The 21977-nt window shown below is 41.8% G+C and carries 18 protein-coding genes and 1 pseudogene; 6 read left to right on the forward strand and 13 right to left on the reverse strand.

What is annotated here, in order from left to right:
* Positions 1–686 precede the first annotated feature (686 nt).
* The 8 genes from V7K60_RS22155 to V7K60_RS22190 form a co-directional block, all read right to left on the reverse strand.
* Complete coding sequence (locus V7K60_RS22155; RefSeq protein ID WP_334928383.1) at positions 687–2567, reverse strand: ABC transporter ATP-binding protein; 1881 nt, start codon at positions 2565–2567, stop codon at positions 687–689.
* 174 nt (positions 2568–2741) lie between these two features.
* Positions 2742–3740, reverse strand: coding sequence for an aldo/keto reductase (locus tag V7K60_RS22160; protein WP_334928385.1), 999 nt, complete (start codon positions 3738–3740; stop codon positions 2742–2744).
* Between the two features lie 147 nt (positions 3741–3887).
* Positions 3888–4508: a GDSL-type esterase/lipase family protein gene (locus tag V7K60_RS22165; RefSeq protein ID WP_334928387.1), complete on the reverse strand. Its 621-nt coding sequence runs from the start codon at positions 4506–4508 to the stop codon at positions 3888–3890.
* 98 nt (positions 4509–4606) lie between these two features.
* Entirely contained in the window at positions 4607–5281 is a 675-nt protein-coding gene (locus tag V7K60_RS22170) for a class I SAM-dependent methyltransferase (protein WP_334928389.1), read from the reverse strand.
* A gap of 6 nt (positions 5282–5287) precedes the next feature.
* Entirely contained in the window at positions 5288–5956 is a 669-nt protein-coding gene (locus tag V7K60_RS22175; protein ID WP_334928391.1) for a dienelactone hydrolase family protein, read from the reverse strand.
* A 123-nt stretch (positions 5957–6079) separates the two neighbouring features.
* Positions 6080–7618, reverse strand: coding sequence for an amidohydrolase family protein (locus V7K60_RS22180; RefSeq protein ID WP_334928393.1), 1539 nt, complete (start codon positions 7616–7618; stop codon positions 6080–6082).
* A 235-nt stretch (positions 7619–7853) separates the two neighbouring features.
* Positions 7854–9218, reverse strand: a complete 1365-nt coding sequence (locus tag V7K60_RS22185) for an LLM class flavin-dependent oxidoreductase (RefSeq protein ID WP_334928395.1) — start codon at positions 9216–9218, stop codon at positions 7854–7856.
* A gap of 760 nt (positions 9219–9978) precedes the next feature.
* A complete protein-coding gene (locus V7K60_RS22190; RefSeq protein WP_334928397.1) occupies positions 9979–10134 on the reverse strand; it encodes a hypothetical protein in 156 nt (51 codons plus the stop codon).
* 95 nt (positions 10135–10229) lie between these two features.
* Between V7K60_RS22190 and V7K60_RS22195 the strand changes: the two genes are divergently transcribed.
* Entirely contained in the window at positions 10230–10829 is a 600-nt protein-coding gene (locus V7K60_RS22195) for an arsinothricin resistance N-acetyltransferase ArsN1 family B (RefSeq protein WP_334825767.1), read from the forward strand.
* A 247-nt stretch (positions 10830–11076) separates the two neighbouring features.
* Here the strand turns inward: V7K60_RS22195 and V7K60_RS22200 are convergent, their stop codons facing one another.
* Positions 11077–12666 carry a B12-binding domain-containing radical SAM protein gene (locus V7K60_RS22200; RefSeq protein WP_334928399.1) on the reverse strand — a complete coding sequence of 530 codons (1590 nt, stop codon included), beginning with the start codon at positions 12664–12666 and terminating at the stop codon, positions 11077–11079.
* A gap of 1201 nt (positions 12667–13867) precedes the next feature.
* Between V7K60_RS22200 and V7K60_RS22205 the strand changes: the two genes are divergently transcribed.
* Together V7K60_RS22205 and V7K60_RS22210 are read left to right on the forward strand one after the other, a co-directional pair.
* Positions 13868–14329, forward strand: coding sequence for a hypothetical protein (locus V7K60_RS22205; RefSeq protein WP_334928401.1), 462 nt, complete (start codon positions 13868–13870; stop codon positions 14327–14329).
* Between the two features lie 105 nt (positions 14330–14434).
* Positions 14435–14968 (forward strand): hypothetical protein, encoded by a 534-nt coding sequence (locus V7K60_RS22210; RefSeq protein WP_334928403.1) that lies wholly within the window; start codon positions 14435–14437, stop codon positions 14966–14968.
* A gap of 297 nt (positions 14969–15265) precedes the next feature.
* Here the strand turns inward: V7K60_RS22210 and V7K60_RS22215 are convergent, their stop codons facing one another.
* Positions 15266–16249, reverse strand: coding sequence for a CHAD domain-containing protein (locus tag V7K60_RS22215; protein WP_334928405.1), 984 nt, complete (start codon positions 16247–16249; stop codon positions 15266–15268).
* 288 nt (positions 16250–16537) lie between these two features.
* On the opposite strand from V7K60_RS22215, the gene V7K60_RS22220 reads away from it, so the two are divergent.
* Positions 16538–17605, forward strand: coding sequence for a DUF3616 domain-containing protein (locus tag V7K60_RS22220; RefSeq protein WP_334928410.1), 1068 nt, complete (start codon positions 16538–16540; stop codon positions 17603–17605).
* Positions 17606–17673: 68 nt separating this feature from the next.
* On the opposite strand, the gene V7K60_RS22225 is transcribed toward V7K60_RS22220, so the two are convergent.
* Positions 17674–18078, reverse strand: a complete 405-nt coding sequence (locus V7K60_RS22225) for an NIL domain-containing protein (RefSeq protein WP_104905189.1) — start codon at positions 18076–18078, stop codon at positions 17674–17676.
* A gap of 631 nt (positions 18079–18709) precedes the next feature.
* Here V7K60_RS22225 and V7K60_RS22230 point away from each other — a divergent pair.
* Positions 18710–18790, forward strand: a pseudogene (locus V7K60_RS22230) (response regulator); the annotation flags it as partial.
* A 432-nt stretch (positions 18791–19222) separates the two neighbouring features.
* The gene (locus tag V7K60_RS22235) at positions 19223–19981 is read left to right on the forward strand and encodes a sterol desaturase family protein (RefSeq protein WP_334928412.1); all 759 of its coding nucleotides are present in this window, start codon (positions 19223–19225) and stop codon (positions 19979–19981) included.
* A gap of 214 nt (positions 19982–20195) precedes the next feature.
* Here the strand turns inward: V7K60_RS22235 and V7K60_RS22240 are convergent, their stop codons facing one another.
* Positions 20196–20552, reverse strand: a complete 357-nt coding sequence (locus V7K60_RS22240; protein ID WP_334928413.1) for a hypothetical protein — start codon at positions 20550–20552, stop codon at positions 20196–20198.
* A gap of 312 nt (positions 20553–20864) precedes the next feature.
* Positions 20865–21734: a 3-deoxy-7-phosphoheptulonate synthase gene (gene aroF, locus V7K60_RS22245; RefSeq protein ID WP_334928415.1), complete on the reverse strand. Its 870-nt coding sequence runs from the start codon at positions 21732–21734 to the stop codon at positions 20865–20867.
* Positions 21735–21977: the final 243 nt, after the last annotated feature.

The raw sequence follows: 21977 nt of genomic DNA on the forward strand, positions 1-21977 counted from the left end.
AGTTTTAACTCAGATTCTGAATGAGCAAATCTCCTCTGACGATTCTTGGGGTTGGTTTGTCCACTGTAGTCTATTCATCTGAAAACTGCTGTAAGGTAATTTTTGCTATAGCTTATTAGGATGTCTGCCAAGATAATGGCAAATTGGGACACCTTGTAAAGTTCTGTTACGCATATTTGCTAAACCTATGCGTTTACAAAGCGTCTGTATGGCAGAATCGCTATTAAATCAGCCAACAAACAAATAATTCCTAGCCTAATAAAATAGACCTCTTCCAAAAGTCCCTAACACCTTACCCCCAATCCCTCCCCGATGCCAAGGTGAGGGGAGCGTTTGCTTTACTCAAATGCGGGGTGGGGTTCTTTATTTTTAATTTATGCAAGAGGTCTAATGTATGTGGGAGCCATAACTACTCCAATCATCAACTAAGTAAATACGTGCATTATCATCAAAAGAGATCAGTGACAACACATACTGCGATTTTTCAGTACAGTATGTAGTCGCTACTACTTCATTCCTGAGCCAGATTCTTAATTATTTCTCCACCTCCAAAGAGCGGAATATAGGTTACATCACTTTAGCTGGCCCCGACAGAAGCCCCACACTGTACCTGTAAAGCTGTCAGTGTTGGGATGAATGACGGGGCACTTCCTGAATTGACTTTGCTGCATCTCAAGTAGCAGGAGTCAAGCGATCATTCCCTTTTCAACGTTATCTGTGCCAGTAATAACCTCGTGTATGCGTTCCTCACTGAGATTTTCCGGTAGAAATCCACCTGCTTGCATTTTCCATAATCTGTGGTAAGCGCCGCCGAGTGCCAGCAGTTTGGTGTGGGAACCATCTTCGATAATCCGACCTTTGTCGAACACCAGAATTCTATCTAGATGGACGATAGTAGATAGCCGGTGAGCTACCACGATGACCGTTTTCTCATTCATTGCTAAGTCGAGGGTATCCTGGATTGCTTTTTCAGTGATTGAATCAAGGCTAGAGGTGGCTTCATCTAAAATCAGAATTGGTGCATCTTTGAGGATTACCCGTGCGATTACAATTCGCTGTCTCTGCCCTCCAGACAACTTGACACCACGTTCGCCCACCAGAGAATTATAACCATCCTTACTTTGGACGATGAAATCGTGAGCATGAGCTTTTTGTGAAGCCTCCATTACTTCCTCATCAGTTGCATCCAAGCGTCCGTAACGAATATTTTCTAGCAAAGTGCGATGAAACAGAGACGGATCTTGGGGAATTAAGCTGATCTGAGCGTGTAAAGCATCCTGAGTCATATCTCGAATATCGACCCCATCAATGATAATCTGTCCAGATTGTGGGTCGAATAAACGCAGAATCAGATTGACAAAGGTGGATTTTCCAGAGCCAGATAAACCCACCAATCCGACACGCTGTCCCGCTTGGATGGTGACAGAAAGGTTGTTGAAAACTTTCTTCTCTTCTGTGTAGTTGAAATTCACCCGCCGAAACTCAATCTTACCTTGGGTGATTGAGTGTGCGATCGCCTTCTCGCGATCAATCAACTCGTGGGGTTGAACGATGATAAAGACACCATTGGCGACATTACCGACATGTTCAAAAAATTCCAGAAAGCGGCGGCTCAAATTACGCGCCTCACTAATAATCAACAGTGACAGACTGGTTGCTACAACAAAGTCAGCAGTAGCGATCTTTCCTTGACTCCAAAGAGAGAGCGAGTAATACAAGGTGCTGATTTTTAGAATGGCTGCTGAGATGAACTGAAACCAGCGAATGCGCTCTGAGTACCAGTTGGACTCTCTCACGTGTTTGATTTCGTGCCTTAATTGCTCATTTAAATAGCGTCGTTCAAAACCGAAGCGAGCAAACAGTCGGCTACTGGTGAGATTTGTTACTGCATCTACGATAATCCCAGTTGTCTCACTTCTTGCAGCTGCAGCTTTCCGGGAGTAAAATCGGCAGCGAGTTGCCAGCCAGAACGAAATACTGATGAAGAGAACTGCCCATATCCCCACGAGTGCAGCCAGCGGAGGATAGGCGCGATACAGTATCGTCGTAGCGACGGAATACACAACGATTACTGGCATAAATTCAGTAATCATCATTTGCATCGTCTGGGTAACACCCAGAGAAGTTTCACTAATTCGATGTGCCAATGCCCCGGAAAAACTACTGCTCAAGTAGCGATGCGAATGGTATTGCAAGTAGGCATATAGCGATCGCACAATGTGCTGTCGGTGGATCGGATGGAGAATCGTCTGCAAGAGTCCAGCTGATCGCCCGAATACCACTTCACCCACACTCAAGCCGATGAATAACATCAAGGGTTGCTTCATGGCATCAAAAATGGGCTTACTGTCGCCCGTCGATCGCGTCACACCCCGGATGATCTCGCCAATAGCGTAAGGCAACATGATGCCACAGGTTGCGTGTATTACCTCCAGAATCACCAGTAACACATACCACCAGCGAAACTGGTTAACGAAATAGCAAATGAACCTGAATGGAGTTGATGGCAAATCTGGTGCATCAGGAGCACGTTGAAAGGATTTGGATTGTCTAGCTTTTTTCGTCATGAAAGTCGATCTCTTAGCATCATTTTAGCTTTTCTACAAGATAAAAATGGACGACTGGATAAGCCGTCCGATGGCATTAGAGACTTTTAGAAGTACTCCACTAGACCATAATTTCTGGTGGTGCGATTGCAGCATTTGTCATTTGTCATTTGTCATTTGTTATTTCCTCAATCCCTAACGCAGGGAATCTCCTCTTCGATATTCGGCGGTTAGGTCGTCTAACTTTTGTTTCAAATTGTCGTCAAGTTTTAGTTCTACCGCCTTGAGGCTGTCAGCAAGTTGTTCTGGACGGCTAGCGCCAATGATGGGGGCAGTGATAATGGGATTAGACAAAACCCAAGCCACTGCTAGGGTGGTGAGGGAAAATCCAGCGAGATCCGCTACTGTGCGTAAATCTTCGACAGTATTGAACTCGCGATCGCGCCAGTAGCGTTCTTGATAACGTTCTGCGGCAGCACCTAGCGTAAAACGCGTACCTGAGGTGGGGCCTTGAGTAAAATTGTGTTTACCCGTAAGTAGACCGCCAGCCAAAGGATTGTAGGAAATTACACCCAGTCCTTCTTCTTTGGCAAGGGGTAATAGTTCTCGCTCAATTTCGCGGAACAATAGGTTGTAACGGGGCTGAATTGAGATGAACTTGGTTAGATTGCGGCTCTCAGCACGACCCAACGCGCGGGCGAGTCGGTAGGCTAAGAAGTTGGAAACTCCGATGTAGCGCACCTTGCCAGCACGAACCACTGCATCCAGCGCTTCCAGAGTTTCATCAAGGGGGGTTGAAGCATCGTCGGAGTGTAATTGATACAGGTCGATATAATCAGTTCCCAGCCGCCGTAGGGAAGCATCGATCGCATCCAAAATATGTTTCCGCGAAGCCCCCTGATCCCAAGGTGCAGGGCCAACTCGACCGACGCACTTGGTAGCCAAGATAAAATGTTCGCGTTTACCTTTGAGCCAGCGCCCAACGATTTCTTCGGTGCGTCCCGCAGTAGTAAGCCCGCCACCGAGGGGATAAACGTCGGCTGTATCTAAAAAGTTAATTCCACCATCAGCGGCGGTGTCGAGGATGTGCCTGGAAGTTTCTTCGTCAGTCTGCAATCCAAAGGTCATGGTGCCGAGACAGAGGCGTGAAACGGTCAATCCAGTTTTACCGAGATTAGTAGTTGGTAAGGTCATAGAGATGTTGTTAATTGAGAAAGTGTTGAAATTTTTAAATAAAATGCGACGTGCGTTCCGCCCCGCTGACGCTAACGCACAACTAAAACCCTATGCGATATATCAACTCAGCCCTAATTAGCCAATAAGATAACAATGTCGGCATTTTCAAGGTGTGAACCAATTTAACCAACTTTCCCAGTTTTGTACGATCGCAGCAAATTCTGCATAACCATCTGCTTTTGGGTGAGCGCCGTCATTGGCTTTTGCTTCTGCTAGCCAGATCGGTGACTTCAGCAAACTAGAAAACACATCAAGATACGGAACATCTAGTTGATCGCAAACCAATGCGAATTCCTCTGATAGATTTGCAAGAATTTGATTTCTTTTTTCTTGATCGACATCACCACAGGGTGGCGGACTAACCATCAAAATCGGATAGAGTTGCTTTGCTTGACTTAAGATACTGCGAGCATTTGCGATCGACTCTGAAAGTTCGATTCCTTGCTGTTTACCCGCCCATCCTGAATCGTTTACCCCAAAGGAAAACACTACTCGACCATCGTGTTCTGGAGGGAGACGATAGGATACTTCCGAGCGCCAACGTTGTTTGAGATACCGAGTTGTCTCAGCCCGCACCCCCAAGTTGTAGTGGGTGATTGCATATCCTTTTGACTCAGTATTACGACACACTCTACCTGTCCAACCCAGAAACTCTGGATCGCCTGTGCCATTGACAAACGATTCACCAATAAAACAAATTCTGATTTCTTTGCGAGAATCTGACATTAGTAACCTGAATTTTGGTGAATTAAGTTCGGTTTTAACTTGCGAGGTGCGTTCCGCCCCGCTTGTCTACGAGAGGCTACGCCAACGCTAACGTAATATTAGTCAGGCTGTATTGCCTTACCCCACCAAACTCGTTTAAACAGCTTACCCGTTTGCTCATGCAATATTTCGTAATGTTTTAGCTCTACATCTTTCCAGTCAGATAAAAGGTCTAGCAAATATTCTTTAGAGAAAAAATGCATAGTTTGTCCATCATGTTCTAGAAAGTAATTTGGCTCGATTTCGCGTATGGGTGAGTGGCGTTCTGCCCGAACTAAAGCGTCTTCTGTAGAATTAACATGGAAAACAAATAATCCGTTGGGGCGTACTATTCGTCGAATTTCTTTAAACAACTGGCGTGTAATCTGATCTGAAAACATGTGGATGGCAACATTGGACATGACAGCATCCAATGTTGCACTATCAAAAGGCAAACGTTTTGCCATATCCGCAACTACAAACTGCGCGCTTAGTCCTAGCTTTTTTGCTTTCTCGCATCCTTGTTGCACTGCTTCATCTGAAAAATCCACACCAATTACTGTAAAACCTTGTTGTACAAGACGTAACACGTCGTTCCCTGTCCCGCAACCAAGGTCAAGCACAGTTTTAACATTGGCGGACTTGAGGAACGGAAGGTGAACTTTCGTCCATTGGGTTCCCCAATCTAGATCGGTGCCAGCATCCTTCCATTTAGCGAAGACTTGATTCCAGTGATCGGGTGGTGCGTAAGACATAATCCATTAGACAACTACAGAAATTTCACGACGGTTCTGGGAAATTAGCCAGTGCTGCAATTTCGGATCGCCGTATACTTCATCTGCAATAAAATGATCGCCTTCCGGCAGCACTGTCAAATCAACTTTCCCCCCTACTTTGCGTAAGCGCTCAACAAAATTCTCTGTATCCTCAATCGGCAGATTTTTGTCCTGTCCACCTTGGAATATCTGAATGGGAATGTTTTTGAGTGCAGCTAGTTCGCTTTCTGCTAATGTTTTCGGTACACGTCCAGACACAGGTATCAGACCTGCGAAGCGATCGGGATGTAAAGCAGCGAGATGCCAGATACCCGCCGAGCCTAAGCTGAACCCAGCCAATATCACCCGCCCTGGATCGACAGGCTGAGAACCGATCAGTTCATCAAGCAAAGTAAGCACATCATCTGCTCGATCTGCCCAAGTCTGTTCAGCCGGAATCTGGGGTGCGGCAAAGACATAAGGTAAGGAGTCGGATAAATCTACGAAACGAGGTAGACCCCATTTCAGTAGCACATTTAGATCAGTCCCGCGATCGCGTCCTCCGTGTAGAAAAAGTACTAAGGGTGCAGGTTTGTTGGCATTGTCAGAAACAGGCGAGAAAAGATAAGGCAAGGAACCATTGTTGGTGTCGTGAGAGCGTTGTTCAACAGGCATTGTTGTGACTCCTAATTTGATTTGGGGATTGGAAGAGGCGCAGGGAGAAAGGAGCAGAGGGGAAAAACTTATTGCAACTTCTTCCCTGCTCCCTCATGTCCCCCTACTTCCTCATCTCGCCTTTTATGCCACTACTAGGTTCTTGTCTACTTGTTTAAATTCGGTGTTACCTACTTTGGATTCGATCGCTGTACCCTTGAAGAATTCGGGGTTAGCTTGAGTGTAAAACTTGTAGGGATTAGCGAATACATAGGATTTGAAGTCGGCTTCGGTCAGGACGCCTTCTTGAACCAAATCCCAGCTTTCAGCCAAGGGTGAAGTCAAGTCTGGTACATCCCAGTGACCAACATCGGAGGAATAGATGGCGTTGATCTTGACTCCCAAGGGATTAGCTTTGTCATTGAATGCCGTAGCGATCGTGCGATCGTCAGACTCGGAACCAAAGAAGAAACTGTTCACCCAGCGATCGCGGATGTCTTCAATTGTTTCAATACCTGCGGCTGCAAAATCGTCCAATTCGCTATCAATCGGCGCACGGCTATGACGGCTAAATGAAGCTCCCAGTACAGTCTTAGTCAATTCATCCTTATCGAGAGAATGTCCTTGAGTAATTTCTGCACCGTAGCGCTCAAATATTTCAAACAACTCATCGGCATTTGTCAACGCTGGATTGTAGTTTTCCAGTGCCTTGATATTGCGCTTGGAGAACCGATCTACCAAATGGATGTAGACACGGGCACCCCAATCTGCACCACCTTCCAGCATCGCTACGCGCAACTGCGGAAAACGCTTGGTAACACCGCCGAAGAACAGCGCCTTCGCAAATGCTTCTGAACCATCGGCGAAGTGGCCGATATGGTTGTTCATGTAGTTACTGATGGAGGAACGGCCAGTCCAACCCTGACTGCCGTAATGGGTGGTGACAGGTACGCCAAGTTCCACGACCTTTGCCCAGAAAGGATCGTAGTCGTATTCACTATCTAATCCGTAGAAGTCGATATAAGAAGCATACTTGGCGATTTCGGGAAATTTATCGGCTGGATATTTATCAGCGATCGCTTTGATTGGCCGTTTCACACCACCAGTGATATTAATCACCTTTAAGCCCAGTGTTTTCACAGCAAACTCTAGCTCCTCAATACCTTCTTCAGGAGTAGTTAATGGGATACCAGCTACCGGTGTCAAGCGATCGCTATATTTCCGGTAGATATCAGCATGATAGTGATTGACTGCACGTTGCAGGGCCTGACGATTCTCTGCACTCGCTCCAGCCGGTGCTAAAACATTATTGGGAAACAGCACCGAATAGTCCGATCCTTGCTCCGCCTGACGCTCATAGAGCAGTCCGGGGAGGGTGTAAGTAGCGAGATCCAATGTGTTTTTGGTAACTCTAGCCCACCAAGGCGATCGAATTGTGCGGTTGTATTGACGTTCTTCAGGAGTTTGTTGATACCAGTCTTTACCGTTGCTCTTGGAGTTAAGACGCGAGGCTTCCGTCTTACGTAACTCATCTACAAGTTTTACACCGCCGTACTTAGCAATGTAATCCTCAAAAGCTGGGGTGAAATCATTGGTGTGAACGTCGGTGTCGATTACCGGATAATCAAGGGTTGCTCTGATTGCAGCAGAACGTGAGGTCTTTAATCGGCTATATTCAGTCATATTTTTTCCTTGCCTATGGCACAAAAATTACAGGGTTTTTTTCAGCATCCAATGCTGCCATTGACGAATACATTTTCTGTAGAGACGGCGATTTATCGCGTGTCTCTCTACAATTTTCAAATTCTGTAGGGCGGCGATCTACAGAAGGTAGAGTTTAAAAGGTATGGCTTAAGCATCGGTGAAAAATTCATTTACGCTACAGCACTGTAAGCACAGTGCAGACATGAAAAGTCATTTACGCCAACACCAATCTTTCAGCTAATTGTTTAGCAGCAAAAGGATTGGTCGGACGACGCAATCCCAGGTTTTCACGCAAGGTACTGCCCTCGTATTCAGTACGGAACAGTCCACGTTTCTGAAGGACAGGAACGACTAGGTTAACGAAGTCATCTAATCCTGTGGGAAGGATTGGTGGCATGATATTAAAGCCATCGGCTGCACCGTTGTTGAACCATTCTTCTAGCTGGTCGGCAATGGTTTCGGGAGTACCAAGTATGGTGCGATGTCCTCGTGCAGTAGCAAGAGAGAGATACAACTGACGCAGTGTGAGAGTGCCACGAGTAGCTAAATCTTTGACTAGTTTGAGACGACTTTTGTTAGTGTTGGTGTCACTGGGTAATTCGGGAGCTACATCATCTAAAGAATATTTCGACAGATCCACACCTTTGTAATAATTCTTTAAAATACCCCAGGCAACATCGGGATGGATTAACGATTGCAGGAATTCGTACTTCTCTTGAGCTTCTAATTCGGTACGCCCAATGATTGGAAAAGCACCAGGCATAATTTTTAGATCATCTGGCGATCGCTCATATTGTGCTAGCCTACCTTTGATATCAGCATAAAATTCCTGGGCATCAGCTAGGGTTTGATTGGCGGTGAAAATTACCTCGGCAGTACGTGCGGCTAAGTCCCGTCCCGATTCCGAGGCTCCAGCTTGAACAATCACCGGGTAGCCTTGGGGCGGACGACCAACGTTTAAAGGGCCTTTTACAGAGAAATATTTGCCTTTGTGGTTCAATGTATGCACTTTGTCTGGATCGAAATAAATACCAGACTCTTTATCACGGATGAAAGCATCGTCTTCCCAACTATCCCATAGACCTTTCACCACTTCCACAAACTCTTCAGCGCGTTCATAACGCTGGCTGTGTTCTGGGTGATGCTCAAGTCCGAAATTACGTGCAGCATTCTCATTGCCTGTTGTGACTACATTCCACCCGGCCCGACCCTTACTCAAGTAGTCTAGAGAAGCAAACTTACGTGCCAAGGTGTAAGGTTCTTCATAAGTAGTCGAGGCAGTGGAAATGAAGCCGATGTTTTGGGTTACAGAGGACAAAGCCGAGAAGAGGGTGACAGGCTCGAAATGGGCAATTTTACCATTGCGATGCTGAGTTTCTGGAGCGCCGCCCCAGACTCCTGGACTGTCTGCCAAGAAAACTGCATCGAATAAGCCACGTTCGGCAGTTTGGGTAATTTCTTTGTAATGCTCGAAATTCAGCCCAGCATCTGCTTGTGAATCGGGGTGTCGCCAAGCAGAGACATGGTGTCCGGTAGCTTGAATGAATGCACCTAAATGAATTTTACGTGTTGTACTCATGCTTTTTTCTTTTCTTAAAATTGCCTTAGCAGTATCTCTATGGTTGGTATCACTGATTTGTATATAGCTACGTCAGTTATTATTTGACTGCTGCTACCATAGGTTGGCTAATTCCTAATTGCTCAAATGCCTGACACATCTAGCTCAAATCCAGATGCCTACATGGCAAGTGACTGATGACAAGACGACAGCATTAGGGTTTTAACCGTTGATATATATAAGTCCAAAAAATACTCGGATAGCATATCGACAAAATCTTTTCCTCATAAAACTTTGAGGTATTCGTGTCAGGCACTCAGGCATTCACTCTGTGCTATACACTGAATGCAATCATGGAATGCTCTCTAACAACCAAACTTGCGGTTCAGTTGCTTATTAATTGCTCAAAAATCAAATAATCGAACTGTGAGCAAGTGTAATGCTACAGCAGAATTAAGGATTCTGCTGCTTGGTGCTTGAATTACCATAAATTTATCTAGTAATTTTACCCAGCAGATATCAGCCTACACGATCAATCCAAAAAAAGATGTGTTGGAAATCACAATATCATGAATTACTAATTATTAGCTAACCGAACATTAAGTATTGCAAATTATTAATTCGCTAAATAATTATATATGATACTTAAGGCTTGTTAAACAATGCTCTAATACCGCAAAGCGGAAGTCAAAAGTCACCTATGCTTAAATTTTGGACTTTCTGGCTGTTTTGAATAATGGTAGGTTTATTTCCGCCGACCTGTACTAGAAAGCGCTGGTTTTCATTCTGGCAATTGTTCATTGGTTTCAAGATTATGTTTTATGGCAGCACCGATGGCATGAATAGTTGGCTCTGTACTTTGTAGCAAAGCATCTACAACATTACTCTGGTCAGAATGACTGCGATTTTGGCTAAGTTTCAGAACCAGCCCTTTCAAGGTGACTTGTAAAATCTCTTTTTTCCCTCTGTGCCAAAATCCTTTTCAAACCTCGTTTCTAGCAAGAAATTATTAAGACCCAAAAAGAATCTGTTGTGAATGTTGTAATCAGACTAGCTAATGAAAGTGATGCCTTAAAAATGCTGGCAATTTATGCACCAGTTGTGCGGGAAACTTCAATTTCCTTTGAGATAGAGCCTCCCAGCAAAACGGAATTTGAAGGACGCATCAATAACTATCAACAGCAGATGCCTTGGCTAGTGTGTGAAATTAACGATGAGATTCTAGGTTATGCCTATGCTACTCCCTACCGGACTCGTGCTGCTTACCAATGGTCTGTAGAATCATCTGTGTACGTAAATGTTGAATATCGCAGAAAAGGAGTTGCCAAAGCTTTGTACACTTCCCTTTTTGGGTTGCTGCGACTCCAAGGATTTTATAACGTTTTTGCTGCGATCGCTCTACCCAACCCAGCAAGTGTAGCCATGCATGAGGCTGTCGGTTTTTCCCCTGTAGGTGTATTTTACAGAGTTGGGTATAAATTTAGTAAGTGGCACAATGTCGGTTGGTGGCAACTATCTCTGCAACAAGAGCCACCGCTATCAGTAAATCAGCCTCTTTCTTTGCCAGAAGTTCAAAAATTATCTCTATGGAATCAAGCTTTAAGAAGTGGACTCTTGCTACTTCGCGTTTAACTTGGTGTTGCTCTTAGTTAACGTGAGTTCGATAGGACTAAAAAAGGGCAGGAGGTAGTGCAGGCAGTGCTTTAGGGTAAATATTAATAGACGGTTTGTTAGGTAAGTAGGTATAAGGCACCTTTTTCAACCTGTCGAACTCACGTTTTCTTAGTGCCATTCACCCTTTAAACTTTCCCCAACATCTTGCAAAAGTACTTTTACAAGATGTCTATTCAGTGGAGGTCTTAAACTCTTGCTCTAAATGCTACGAGTATACTTCCATGACTTCTGCTTGCGGTTTTACCCTAGCTTCTGCGTCCAGAAATTCAGCTACTTGAGCCTCAATTTCATCCCGAACAATTTGGCGATATTCCAAGAAATGCTCTATTTGGGCACAAACAGCTAAGTAGCTACTCACCCCACCCGGATTATGCTGATACATGTTCCACAAGTTGCGCCAGAATTGCCAGCGCGTCTGACGACGTAAACCTTGACGCCAACAAATCACCAGCAACGCCCGGAGTACTTTCCAGTTCAATGGTTTTTTAGCAGCTTTCCCCTTTTTCGGATAGGTTGCTTCACCCAAAAGACGGAAGTGTTTGTATGTACGTTCCAAAAACCGCTCTGGCTCATACAAATCACAGAACGCCTGCACATATTCACGAGCGATGTCTTCTAACGGTCGAGTTGGTACAAAATTCATCAACGTGGTTTGGTTGATATTGGCAGATTTATTGCGGAGTCGTCCTTCCTTTTCTAATCTATGCCAGAGGGCTGTATCTGGAAGTGCTTGCAACATACTAAATAAGGCTGTGGGAATTGCTGTTTGCTCCACAAACTTGACAATTCGGGCGCCGGCTCCTACTTTCTCGCCATCAAACCCAATGATAAAGCCTGCCATGACTCGCAGCCCGGAGCGGGTAATTTTATTCACCGCCTCACTGAGTGAATCTCTGGTATTCTGATATTTCTGAGTGAAAGTAAGACTTTCTTCATCGGGGGTTTCAATTCCCAGAAAAACGGCTCCAAAATTACACGCTACCATCAAATCCATCAGTTCTTGATCTTGGGCTAAATCAACCGAAGCCTCTGTGGCAAAGGAAAAGGGATAATTATGCTCCACCATCCAGGGTAGAAGGGACTTCAAAAATAATTTCACATTCCGTTTATTACCGATGAAGTTGTCATCCACCATAAAAATACTGCGTCGCCAACCCAGTTTGTAGAGATAATCAAGTTCTGCTAATAGTTGTTCTGGGTTTTTGGTGCGGGGTTTGCGACCATATAGCACAATAATGTCACAAAATTCACACTGGAAGGGACATCCACGGGAAAATTGCACTGACATCTCTGCGTATGCTTCAAACTCTAGCAAGTCAAAGCGAGGAGTTGGAGTATTGGTGACATCTGGTTTTTCACCGTCAGAGCGAAAAATGCCTGTGCGATCGCCGCGTGCGATCGCTGCTACAAATAAGGGTAGGGTAATTTCCCCCTCGTCTAATATCAAATAGTCAGCTCCTGCGGATGTCATTTCATTCGGTAGCGCTGTCGGGAAAGGCCCACCCACAGCGACTTGCTTACCTCTGTGCTTTGCTTCCAATATCTGAGAGAGCAAATCCTCTTTTTGCACAATCATCGCCGACATAATAACCAAATCAGCCCAAGCCCATTCGGCTTCTGTACAGACGCGAACATTTCGATCTACTAGCTTGAAATCCCATTCTTGCGGTAAAATCGCTGCTACAGTTACCAAGCCTAAAGGCGGTAGCATTGCTTTACGGTCTAATAAAGCTAGTGTTTTTTCAAAAGACCAAAAACTTTTTGGAAAGCGGGGGTATAGAAGTAAAATGTTCATATTTGATGGTTATAAACCTTGATTTTTGTTGCTGGTTGAGTTCAGGTCAAACTAAACCAGTCGTAATAACACATTAGAGGAGCTTCTATATCCACTAGCTGTAACTTCTACTATGACTGATTTAGACATAGCAATATCTTGTTAGAGCGATTATTACTGTTTTGAGAGCAGGGAGTAGCTGAAAATTGCTCATGAGTGTGAGGAGTGCAATCGTAATTTATAAAAAGCCTCAAATATACATGGGTAAATGATTTAGCTGCAAATACCAAGACTTTTAGGACGATTCTAACATCTGTTCTTTATAGACATGAGTGAAAAAAATATAGATACATAGAACTGCTACATCTTTACAAGGGTTTTGGATAATGTATATTTAATTTATGGAGATGTTTTTTTATAAATTGGCAAATTGGCAACTCTGATAAAATCAATTGTGTTATTTTCAATCCTATACAAGGTGTATTTGCACTTTCAAGCTATTTAGACGGGCTGCAACCCGTCTTTATTTATGGCCAGATTTTTTTAAATCTTATAAATTATTGTTTCCCGGTCTAAGAAGGAAAAGTTCTCCTAGTGTTGTTCTTGATTATGAGGTAGATGCAGATAAAATTTACACTGTCGAGTTAATGCCGACAGATTTTTTATCTGAAAAACTAATTAACCAACAGTTTCAGAATCTATTTATATGTATTTTATAGTATAAGTATTTATACTGAAATAATTGACCAATTATCCAGCCAACAATCTCACGCTTGTCTTGTATTGATTTATCAAACTTGAAAATAAACAATCCACTTTCGCAGAGAATTTTTTTACACAAATAAAAGTCCTGTACCCCAAAGCAGAGGTCAGCATCTAGCGAGAACTGTAGGGTTCAACTGTGCAGTATTCCTGTCAAAGTTATGTCACTGAATTTTTTTGCTACAAAGGCCCAAACATATATTTAATAGGGATACCACATTAAAATCAGATATTTTTCTGACACAAAGTTGACACAATAATGACATATCTAAAAAGTATACAGTCAACTATAGTTTTAAATATTATCTATAATTTCCGGTTCACACTATGCTACTTATGAATCTAGTTTTTCTTAATCAAGCATTAACCAAAAAGTTACTATTAAATAATTTTTTTGTAAAAAATATTTTCAAGCAGTTAGACAAGTCTAAATAATTAAAAAGATAAATATGAGGTGATAATGAAACTTTTTGCATCCTATAAAATTAGCTTGGCTTCAGTTTTACTAGCTACACCTTTATGTATTTTTTCTCTTAAAATACTTGCAAAAACTCCAACTATTCAAGAGTCAGCTATTATTATTAATAGCGGTTCTACGAATACTTGCAAGTATAACATTTCTGTATTGCCATCAGGAAAGGCAACTTACACTGTTTGCAATACAAAAGGTATAGGTGAAATTAAACTGAGCACAGCCACTAAATTTTTCAATGATATTTCAGCAGCTAAACCACTGTCAAAATTACCATATAGATCGTGTCCGAAATCTGTTTCATTCGGGACATCAACTAAAGTCAATTATTCCGGGCAGAAATCTCCAGATATTAGCTGTCCAAGTAATGATTCTAAAGTCACAAATTTGTATAATGACGCCAAAAGTATTCAACAGAAATTGAACTTTTCAACTTCTAAAAATTTATAAACGTTTAGAGGATGTAAAAAAGACTAAAAACAACCACTAAAATAAAGAAAGCAATAAAATTACGTAGCTTTCAACAAGTCACAATCAGCATCAGAAGAAAAAACTATGAATCCTAACTTGAAAGATATGTCCTCAAATTTGCCCCGCCGTCAAATTCTCAAAGCTGCTCTCACCTTTGTGACTGGCTTAACTACGACATCATTAGTATCTTTGTTGATGACCAAATCTACCAAAAAAGCACAAGCAATTGTTGTGCAACGACCAAATGAGTTTACACTTAATGGCAATGGTACTCAGATTAAGTATTCTATCTTTAACGAAGTTTCACAGCTTGATTACAAAACTCAAAATACTTCCCTTCATTTCAGTGGCGATGACATTAAGACATTAACTACTGATATCGGGACACTGATTACAGTAATTATTAGTAGTCCAAATCCTACTGTCGGAGGCAATACAGTCAAACTCAGTTTTTTGTTACCCACTGTTAACTTACCTATTGGTGATAGAGAAACTACTGTCCAAACTCAAGCAATTCTCACTACCGAAAAAACATCAGGATTAATCCGAAGACCAATATTTGGGCAACTACAATCATATAAGACTTTCCCACTTAAGGGAACTGCTAGATACCGCTAGATTCAAATATTAAGTTCGTCTAAATTCATGCGAGTTAATGATAAAGCCGTCAAGAATAGCTCTGTTTGGGGCAGGATTGGTGGAAGCATCTTGAACTTTTTCAGCCAAGGCGCTCCCCGCTCAGTTTGAGCGGGGAGTAATGGTAGAAAGCACTATTAGACTAATTTCAGGTTTGGGTTCTGCTGAAAAGACCTGTATTGCACAAATTTCCTAGAGCAGTGTTTATCTTTTGTCTCTAGAAGCTCCTATTCAATTATCTCTTCGTTAGTCCAATCCTTTCTCAATAAAGAGTAACTTTTAACTTATTACTCCTGAAAGCGGGTGCAATATTGTTAAATGAAAACTATGTCTAGTTTCAGTTTTCAGATACCGTTCTTGCAAAGGTTGCCACTGCTGCCACGACTGGTAACGATTTTCAGTTAATAAATTAGCAAGGGAGGGCAACTCAGTCTGAATTTCTGACTTGTATACATCTGCAAGCCAGTCAGTTAAAACGGCACTATCTTGCATCGTACCCAAAATTTCTTGAATATTTTTCACTTCTGTAATATAAGCTTCGTAAGAATCGCCATATAAGTCAGTAAATAACTCCATCTGATAGCGTATACGTTTAGCTTCTTTTCGTAAACTATGAAGACTTTCACCTTCTGTTGTCAATTGTTTTTCTATCTTTTTTGGTTTCCAGTTTTTTCGGATCTTCACTTCTGATTCTACAAATTCAGTACCAACTAGCCAACCTGGATGCAGTAAGAAGTTACTTACTTCTGGTAAAAGTAAGTCTGGTAGCACTTGCTGAATAGAAACAGATGCCAAAGGTTGATAACTGGGTTTTTCTAGCCACTTATCTAATGCATCTTTTAAAGACTTGTAAGATTCATCGTTTAATGTTTTCTGCACACTCGATTCTACATCTTCACGTTGTTTCGCTAAAGCTGTAAAAGCTGTTTGTAGAGATTCCTGTTCTTTGCGGGGTAAGTTTGGTTTGTAATTGTTTTCCAAACTTTCTTTGAGTACGTCTAAATCTCGCAGATTACCAAGACGACGGGCGATTTTACCAATATTTTTATCGCTGACTGGTTTTGACACATTCACTGCTAGCCCAAACCGAGTTACCGCTGTCCGTAGGCGACGCATTCCCACTCGCATTTGGTGCAACGCTTCTGGATCTTCATCTTTTTTGACTGATTTTTCCCACTTGAAGGTTTTCTTACAATGTTTTTCAATCGCTTGGTAGGCGTAGTCACCAAGAGTTTTTACTGTGGGTTCTGTGGCTAATTTCATAATTGGTCTGAATGATTACCTCATGAGGTTATTGCATAATAACAACATTATTTAAAAGAATACATCTACTTTTGATATTTTTTATGGTATGAAGATTTTCAGCTATGCTTATGACTATTGATAGTTGCATACTCTGCTATAAATATACAATATCTATCAAAGGTTTAAATAGTACTTCATCCTCTTAAGTTAATATAAACTATAGCTTTGAGATAAATTTTTACGATAATTGAATCATATATTATAATACTATGGCTAGCATATTTATAACTCTTAATATGATTCAAAATGCCAAACTTACATTTGCTAAATCAAGTTTTATTGACTTTTATAGATTCTTTTCAAGAACATAGAGAAGACTTATCAGCATTGCTGCTAACAGATCAGAAGTATTTATGGTTGGGGTCAGATGAAACCTCAACTATTGAGCGGCTCTCTTTGGTTAATACTGATAAATTTACAGATCATCAGCAATTTCGAGTAGCAGAGTTTATCAATTTACCTGCACCAGAAGATAAAGAGATTGATATAGAAGGACTGGCTTACGCTGATTATTACTTATGGTTTGTTGGTTCTCACAGTTACAAACGCAAAAAATTCAAACCTGAAAATACAGATGCCAAAAACTTTAAAAGGCTAGCAAAAATTGAATCGGAACCTAACCGTTACATTTTAGGACGAATTCCTCTGATAGACGGTAAGCTATTCTCATCTTGCCCACACCCCGAAAAGCCAGATGTGCAATTGAATGCCGCTAAATTAGAAGTGACGAATCAGGGTAATTTGCTGATGACAGCTTTAGCAGATGATGCCCATTTAGGCTTGTTTATTCAAGCAGGAATTCCCGGAAAGGATAATGGCTTTGATATTGAAGGAATAGGCATTTATCAAAACCGCGTCTTTCTGGGTTTGCGGGGCCCTGTATTGCGGGGTTGGGCTGTGGTGCTGGAAATAGAGTTAGAAGATTCTACCCCTGGACTGATGAAGCTAAAGCAAATTGGGGGATTGCAGGAGTTATATAAAAAGCATTTTATCTGGTTGAATGGTTTGGGAATTCGGGATTTGTATGTAGATGATAAAGATTTGTTGATTTTAGCCGGGCCAACGATGGATTTAGATGGACCCGTGCAAGTTTATCGCTGGGTAAATGGCGTTAATTTACGAGAAAATGTCTTCAGCAATCCCGATTTTGTGCAAGATATTCCTTATGGAAATCGAGAAGAACACGCTGAGGGAATGACGATGTTTCAGGATGTAGCTGGCATACCTTCGCTATTGGTAGTTTATGACTCTCCAGCAAAAAGTAGGCTGGTGGGTGATGGTGGGGTAATCGCGGATGTGTTTAAGTTGGGCTAACTTCAATTTTAGATTTTGGATTGCTGAGAAAGTTGGATAGGCAATCGTCTGTAGTGTGTGCGGTAATTTTAAATGTTAGTAGAGATTGCTTGTACGGGACAGGTGGGAATACACTGTTCGCAGACAATACAGCGCGATCGCGTGAATGTCAACTTGTATGTCTCTGGGTGGAGGGTGAGGGCTTCGGTAGGACAAACCCCAGTACACAAGCCACAGTGGACACACACATCCTCGTCGATCGCAATTTCGCCTAATGTAGAAGAAACATTAACATTACGCGATCGCATCCACTCGATCGCCGCATCTAATTGATCGATGTCTCCTGATAATTCCACTACCAGTTTGCCAATTTGATTTGGGGCAACTTGGGCGCGGATAATGTTGGCGGCGACGTTGAACTCTTTGGCCAGTACATAAGTGACTGGCATTTGCACGGCGCGTTTCGGGAAGGTAAGTGTTACTCGTTTTTTCACAGGTTTAGCAGAGGATTTTTTCTGTTGTAGCGTATTGAGAGTTTTATCAGTCTTTCTTTACGGTAAGTTGCACGAACGAGCAAGGCAAGAGAAGGACACTGCTCCTACCTCAACATACATAGCACCATTTCCAAAAATCTTTGCAACACATAAATCGGCTGTAGGGGCGTACAGCTAGCTGTACCATTGGTGTCAACTTAAGGTAAAAGCTATATTGGGTAGGTGTTTTACAGATCACCTCACGCCCTCATCCCCTAACCCCTTCTCCCAACATGGGCTACGGTGTACACACAAGTCTTTTAGAGTGGCTCCACAGACTTTTAATCCCCCCAACCCCTCTCGAAAAAAAAAGCTGTTTCATTCCCTCAAAGGCTCAAAAAAGACTTGTGTTGTGAATGAAAGTACTTGTGTTGTGAACGAAAGTACTTGTGTGTACACCGTAGCCCCCGGTGGGGGAGAGGAATGGAGTGAGGGAAAAAGCCTGGACACAAAACGAGAAATCAAGACTTATATATTTTTCTTTTTTCCTATGAAACCACCCTGACATGGGAGAACTGGAACTGGAGCGGCTTCTTGAAAAAGTTCGGGATCTGAGCCTCTGTGTACTAACCCAAGTTGCTAGTTATGCAGAAGTGCGATCGCTAAACCATTCAATCCTTTAGAATTAGCTGCTGAAGTAGCCTTAGCGTTGGGCTGGAGTCTAGAAAAGTAGAACAAAATCTATAGTAAATTAATTTATCAAAAGTAGACGTAGGGAAAAGTGATTTAAAAGTTTTTTTAGGTGTTAAAAAATACAATGGGTAAAAATCAATTCAATTGTTGTTGAAATACATCATCTAAACGAACGACTTAAATAAATTGTAACTTAGTTGCAAAATTAGCTATTTACTACAATTTAAGTTGACCAAGAACGTTTTTTTTATGAATAGTAGTAATTTATATTTATATATGCAATAAAATTAGTTTAATTTTTATTAACAAAATTTAATATATATCTGAACTACTTGATGCTGTAAAATAAGCAATGGATTTTGTCGATTAACAAATTAAATCTTAATTTGGTTATTTTTGGTGATCAAGACCAAAATAATTGGACATAATCAGCATTTTCATTTCACCGAATTAATATTACGGATGGGTCTAATTGACGAACCACTCATTTTGGTATTATTGCTTTTTCTTCTTCGGTATCACTCTTGCCCGATACTTTCTGATTGCTGGGGGAGCATACTTGCTCTTTTATTTAGTTTTAGGGAAGTCTCTCGTTAACAAGAGTTTGCGTTTGAAACCGTTGATGAGTTGTTCGATTAAAAAGGATATTGAATTATCAGTAATCTCCACAGTAGTTTTTGCTATTTCTGGAGCGTTTATGATCTCAGAGTATAATTTGGGAGCAACGCTGTTATACGCTGACATCTGGAAATACGGACTGTGGTATTTAATAGTTAGCTTTATTGCAGTGCTAATTCTTCAGGACACTTACTTTTATTTTATCCATCGGATATTTCACCACCCTCGAATTTTTAGATGGATGCATTATGGACACCACCGTTCAGGCGAGCCAACGCCCTGGAGTTCCTCTGCCTTCGACTTACCAGAAGCGATCGTACAAGCACTTTTTTTTGTAGGTGTAAGCTTTATAGTTCCGCTGCATTTTGTCACCTTAGTTGCCGCACTTATAACTATGACAGTATGGGCAGTGTTTACCCATCTCGGATTTGAACTATTTCCCTCCTCATCTAAAAGTTACTGGATTGGAAGGTGGCTTATTGGTTCTATGCATCATTCCATACATCATCGCAAGTATAAAGTACACTACGGTTTGTATTTTACGTTCTGGGACAAACTGCTTGGTACTGAAGATCCTAAATATGAAAACGAAACCCACACAAGGGAGTTTTAATTCTATCTAGTGGGACTTAGACAAAAAATAGCCATAAAAAAGCCTTAAATCTATATGCAGAGAGACTTTGACATCGTTTTGTCTAGTTTCTTGAGATATCTGGGTTTCAAGCATTCTTGAGCATTTGGTGTATTTTCCTTGCCTTGTACGGATTTGAGTCTTGTTTATCCATCAAAAATGTTTAAGTCCCGTTAGCGAAATTTTAGAGTACTGACTATTTAACTTTTGTCGAATTCTCAAGCTTGTTTGGATTCACCCAACGATTGACAAATTCGTTGTTATGTTTGTAAATCTTGATTTGCACTTGCTTGGAACTTAACTTAACTATTTCGGCAGGAATTTTTTGGACATCGCCAGAATCTGTGCGGGGCTTGTAAAGCCAAATGACTTTTTGCCCAACTTGAAAGCTGTTAGAATTGCTAGTTAAAGAAGGCGTACTTTCTGCCCAAGAGGGGAAAGCAATTGCTAAGTTGATCAAAAGTACTAAGACCACTATAGTGATTTGAAAAAGTTTCATAATCATTGCACTTGTCTTAGGTTTGATGGGGCAATCAATCTGCTGCTCTAGCATTTAGTTATTGTCCTTCTTTAGGTTCTCAAAGTTGAAAGATCGGTATACTCAAAACTGCTTTAGGCAATTTAGCAAAAGTTAAAATATCTACTGATTTCAGGATAAAACGACTTGGGGAATAAAATCAAGTAGTCTTATTTGTTAAAACGATAATTTAGATTTATATATAGAAGATTGTATTGCAAAAATTGTTTGAGAACAATATGGAATAGCTAAAGTAACAAGTTTATTTTATGAAGGCGATCGCTATTTGTACTTAAGCCAAAAGAAATATTTTGACTGAGATATTCAAGCAATCGCCTTGTATGAAATTTAAGCAGCATAAAAAATCGGGGCAGGTGACAAACCCGCCCCGACATCTAATATACTACGCCCAACAGCTGTTGCTACAGGCTTTAAACTATTAACTAAATGCACCATATCTTCTAAAGAAAGTGCTTGACGGGCATCAGAAACAGATTTTTCTGGTTCTGGGTGACATTCAATAATTAATCCATCTGCACCGCAAGCGATCGCAGCCCTAGCCACAGGTGCGACCAACTCCCGTTTCCCGACAGCATGAGAAGGATCTACAATTACAGGCAAGTGAGTTATTTGCTTGAGTGCTGCCACTGCCGCTAAATCTAGGACGTTACGGGTGTAATCATCGAAACTGCGAATACCTCTTTCGCACAACACCACATCAGGATTCCCGTGGCTAAGGATATATTCAGCAGCCATAACAAATTCTTCAATTGTCGCTGCTAAACCACGTTTGAGTAATATTGGTTTACCAGCTTGTCCCAAAGCTTTGAGCAAGTCGAAGTTTTGCATATTGCGGCTACCAACTTGAAGCATATCAGCGTGGGCGGCGACTACTTCAATTTGGGAAATTGACATCACCTCTGTGACAACTGGCATATTGTAATGCGATCGCACCCTAGCTAAAATCTCTAATCCTGACTCTCCCATACCTTGGAAAGCGTAGGGAGATGTGCGGGGTTTGTAGACACCGCCACGCAACCCCTGTACTGATGTAGTAGATAGCTTTTGGGCGACTATCTCCATTTGTTCTAAGCTTTCAACAGTGCAGGGACCGCTGATAATTACCAGTTCTTTACCGCCGAAAGCGACTTCTTTCGAGATTTTAACGATTGTCTGGTGATTTAAATGGGATTGTGCAGCAAGTTTGGCATTAATCATGGTTACATTCTCCTGAAAAATTAAGTATTAAGTATTGGAGATTGGGCATTGGGGATTGGGCAAAGTCGTTGGCGCAGCCTCTCCAAGAGTTGTATTGGGCATTGGTTATTCCCCTTGTCTGTCAATTCCCCATACCCCATTCCCATTTCCAAATAACAAAAAAGCCCGAAACCTTTAAAAGTTCCGGGCGCGTTCTGAATTCATTGGCATGACGCTATTTACCCGGAATTTATTCTGGGCCAA

The sequence above is a fragment of the Nostoc sp. genome (assembly GCF_036917555.1).
Classification (GTDB): domain Bacteria; phylum Cyanobacteriota; class Cyanobacteriia; order Cyanobacteriales; family Nostocaceae; genus Nostoc.

Coding starts and splice junctions, on each gene's coding strand:
- V7K60_RS22165 (WP_334928387.1), bottom strand. CDS start 4,508: ATGTCAGATTCTCGCAAAGAAATCAGAATTTGTTTTATTGGTGAATCG.
- V7K60_RS22175 (WP_334928391.1), bottom strand. CDS start 5,956: ATGCCTGTTGAACAACGCTCTCACGACACCAACAATGGTTCCTTGCCT.
- aroF (WP_334928415.1), bottom strand. CDS start 21,734: ATGATTAATGCCAAACTTGCTGCACAATCCCATTTAAATCACCAGACA.
- V7K60_RS22160 (WP_334928385.1), bottom strand. CDS start 3,740: ATGACCTTACCAACTACTAATCTCGGTAAAACTGGATTGACCGTTTCA.
- V7K60_RS22155 (WP_334928383.1), bottom strand. CDS start 2,567: ATGACGAAAAAAGCTAGACAATCCAAATCCTTTCAACGTGCTCCTGAT.
- V7K60_RS22215 (WP_334928405.1), bottom strand. CDS start 16,249: ATGAAATTAGCCACAGAACCCACAGTAAAAACTCTTGGTGACTACGCC.
- V7K60_RS22220 (WP_334928410.1), top strand. CDS start 16,538: ATGCCAAACTTACATTTGCTAAATCAAGTTTTATTGACTTTTATAGAT.
- V7K60_RS22200 (WP_334928399.1), bottom strand. CDS start 12,666: ATGAACATTTTACTTCTATACCCCCGCTTTCCAAAAAGTTTTTGGTCT.
- V7K60_RS22205 (WP_334928401.1), top strand. CDS start 13,868: ATGAAACTTTTTGCATCCTATAAAATTAGCTTGGCTTCAGTTTTACTA.
- V7K60_RS22240 (WP_334928413.1), bottom strand. CDS start 20,552: ATGCTAGAGCAGCAGATTGATTGCCCCATCAAACCTAAGACAAGTGCA.
- V7K60_RS22210 (WP_334928403.1), top strand. CDS start 14,435: ATGAATCCTAACTTGAAAGATATGTCCTCAAATTTGCCCCGCCGTCAA.
- V7K60_RS22185 (WP_334928395.1), bottom strand. CDS start 9,218: ATGAGTACAACACGTAAAATTCATTTAGGTGCATTCATTCAAGCTACC.
- V7K60_RS22180 (WP_334928393.1), bottom strand. CDS start 7,618: ATGACTGAATATAGCCGATTAAAGACCTCACGTTCTGCTGCAATCAGA.
- V7K60_RS22170 (WP_334928389.1), bottom strand. CDS start 5,281: ATGTCTTACGCACCACCCGATCACTGGAATCAAGTCTTCGCTAAATGG.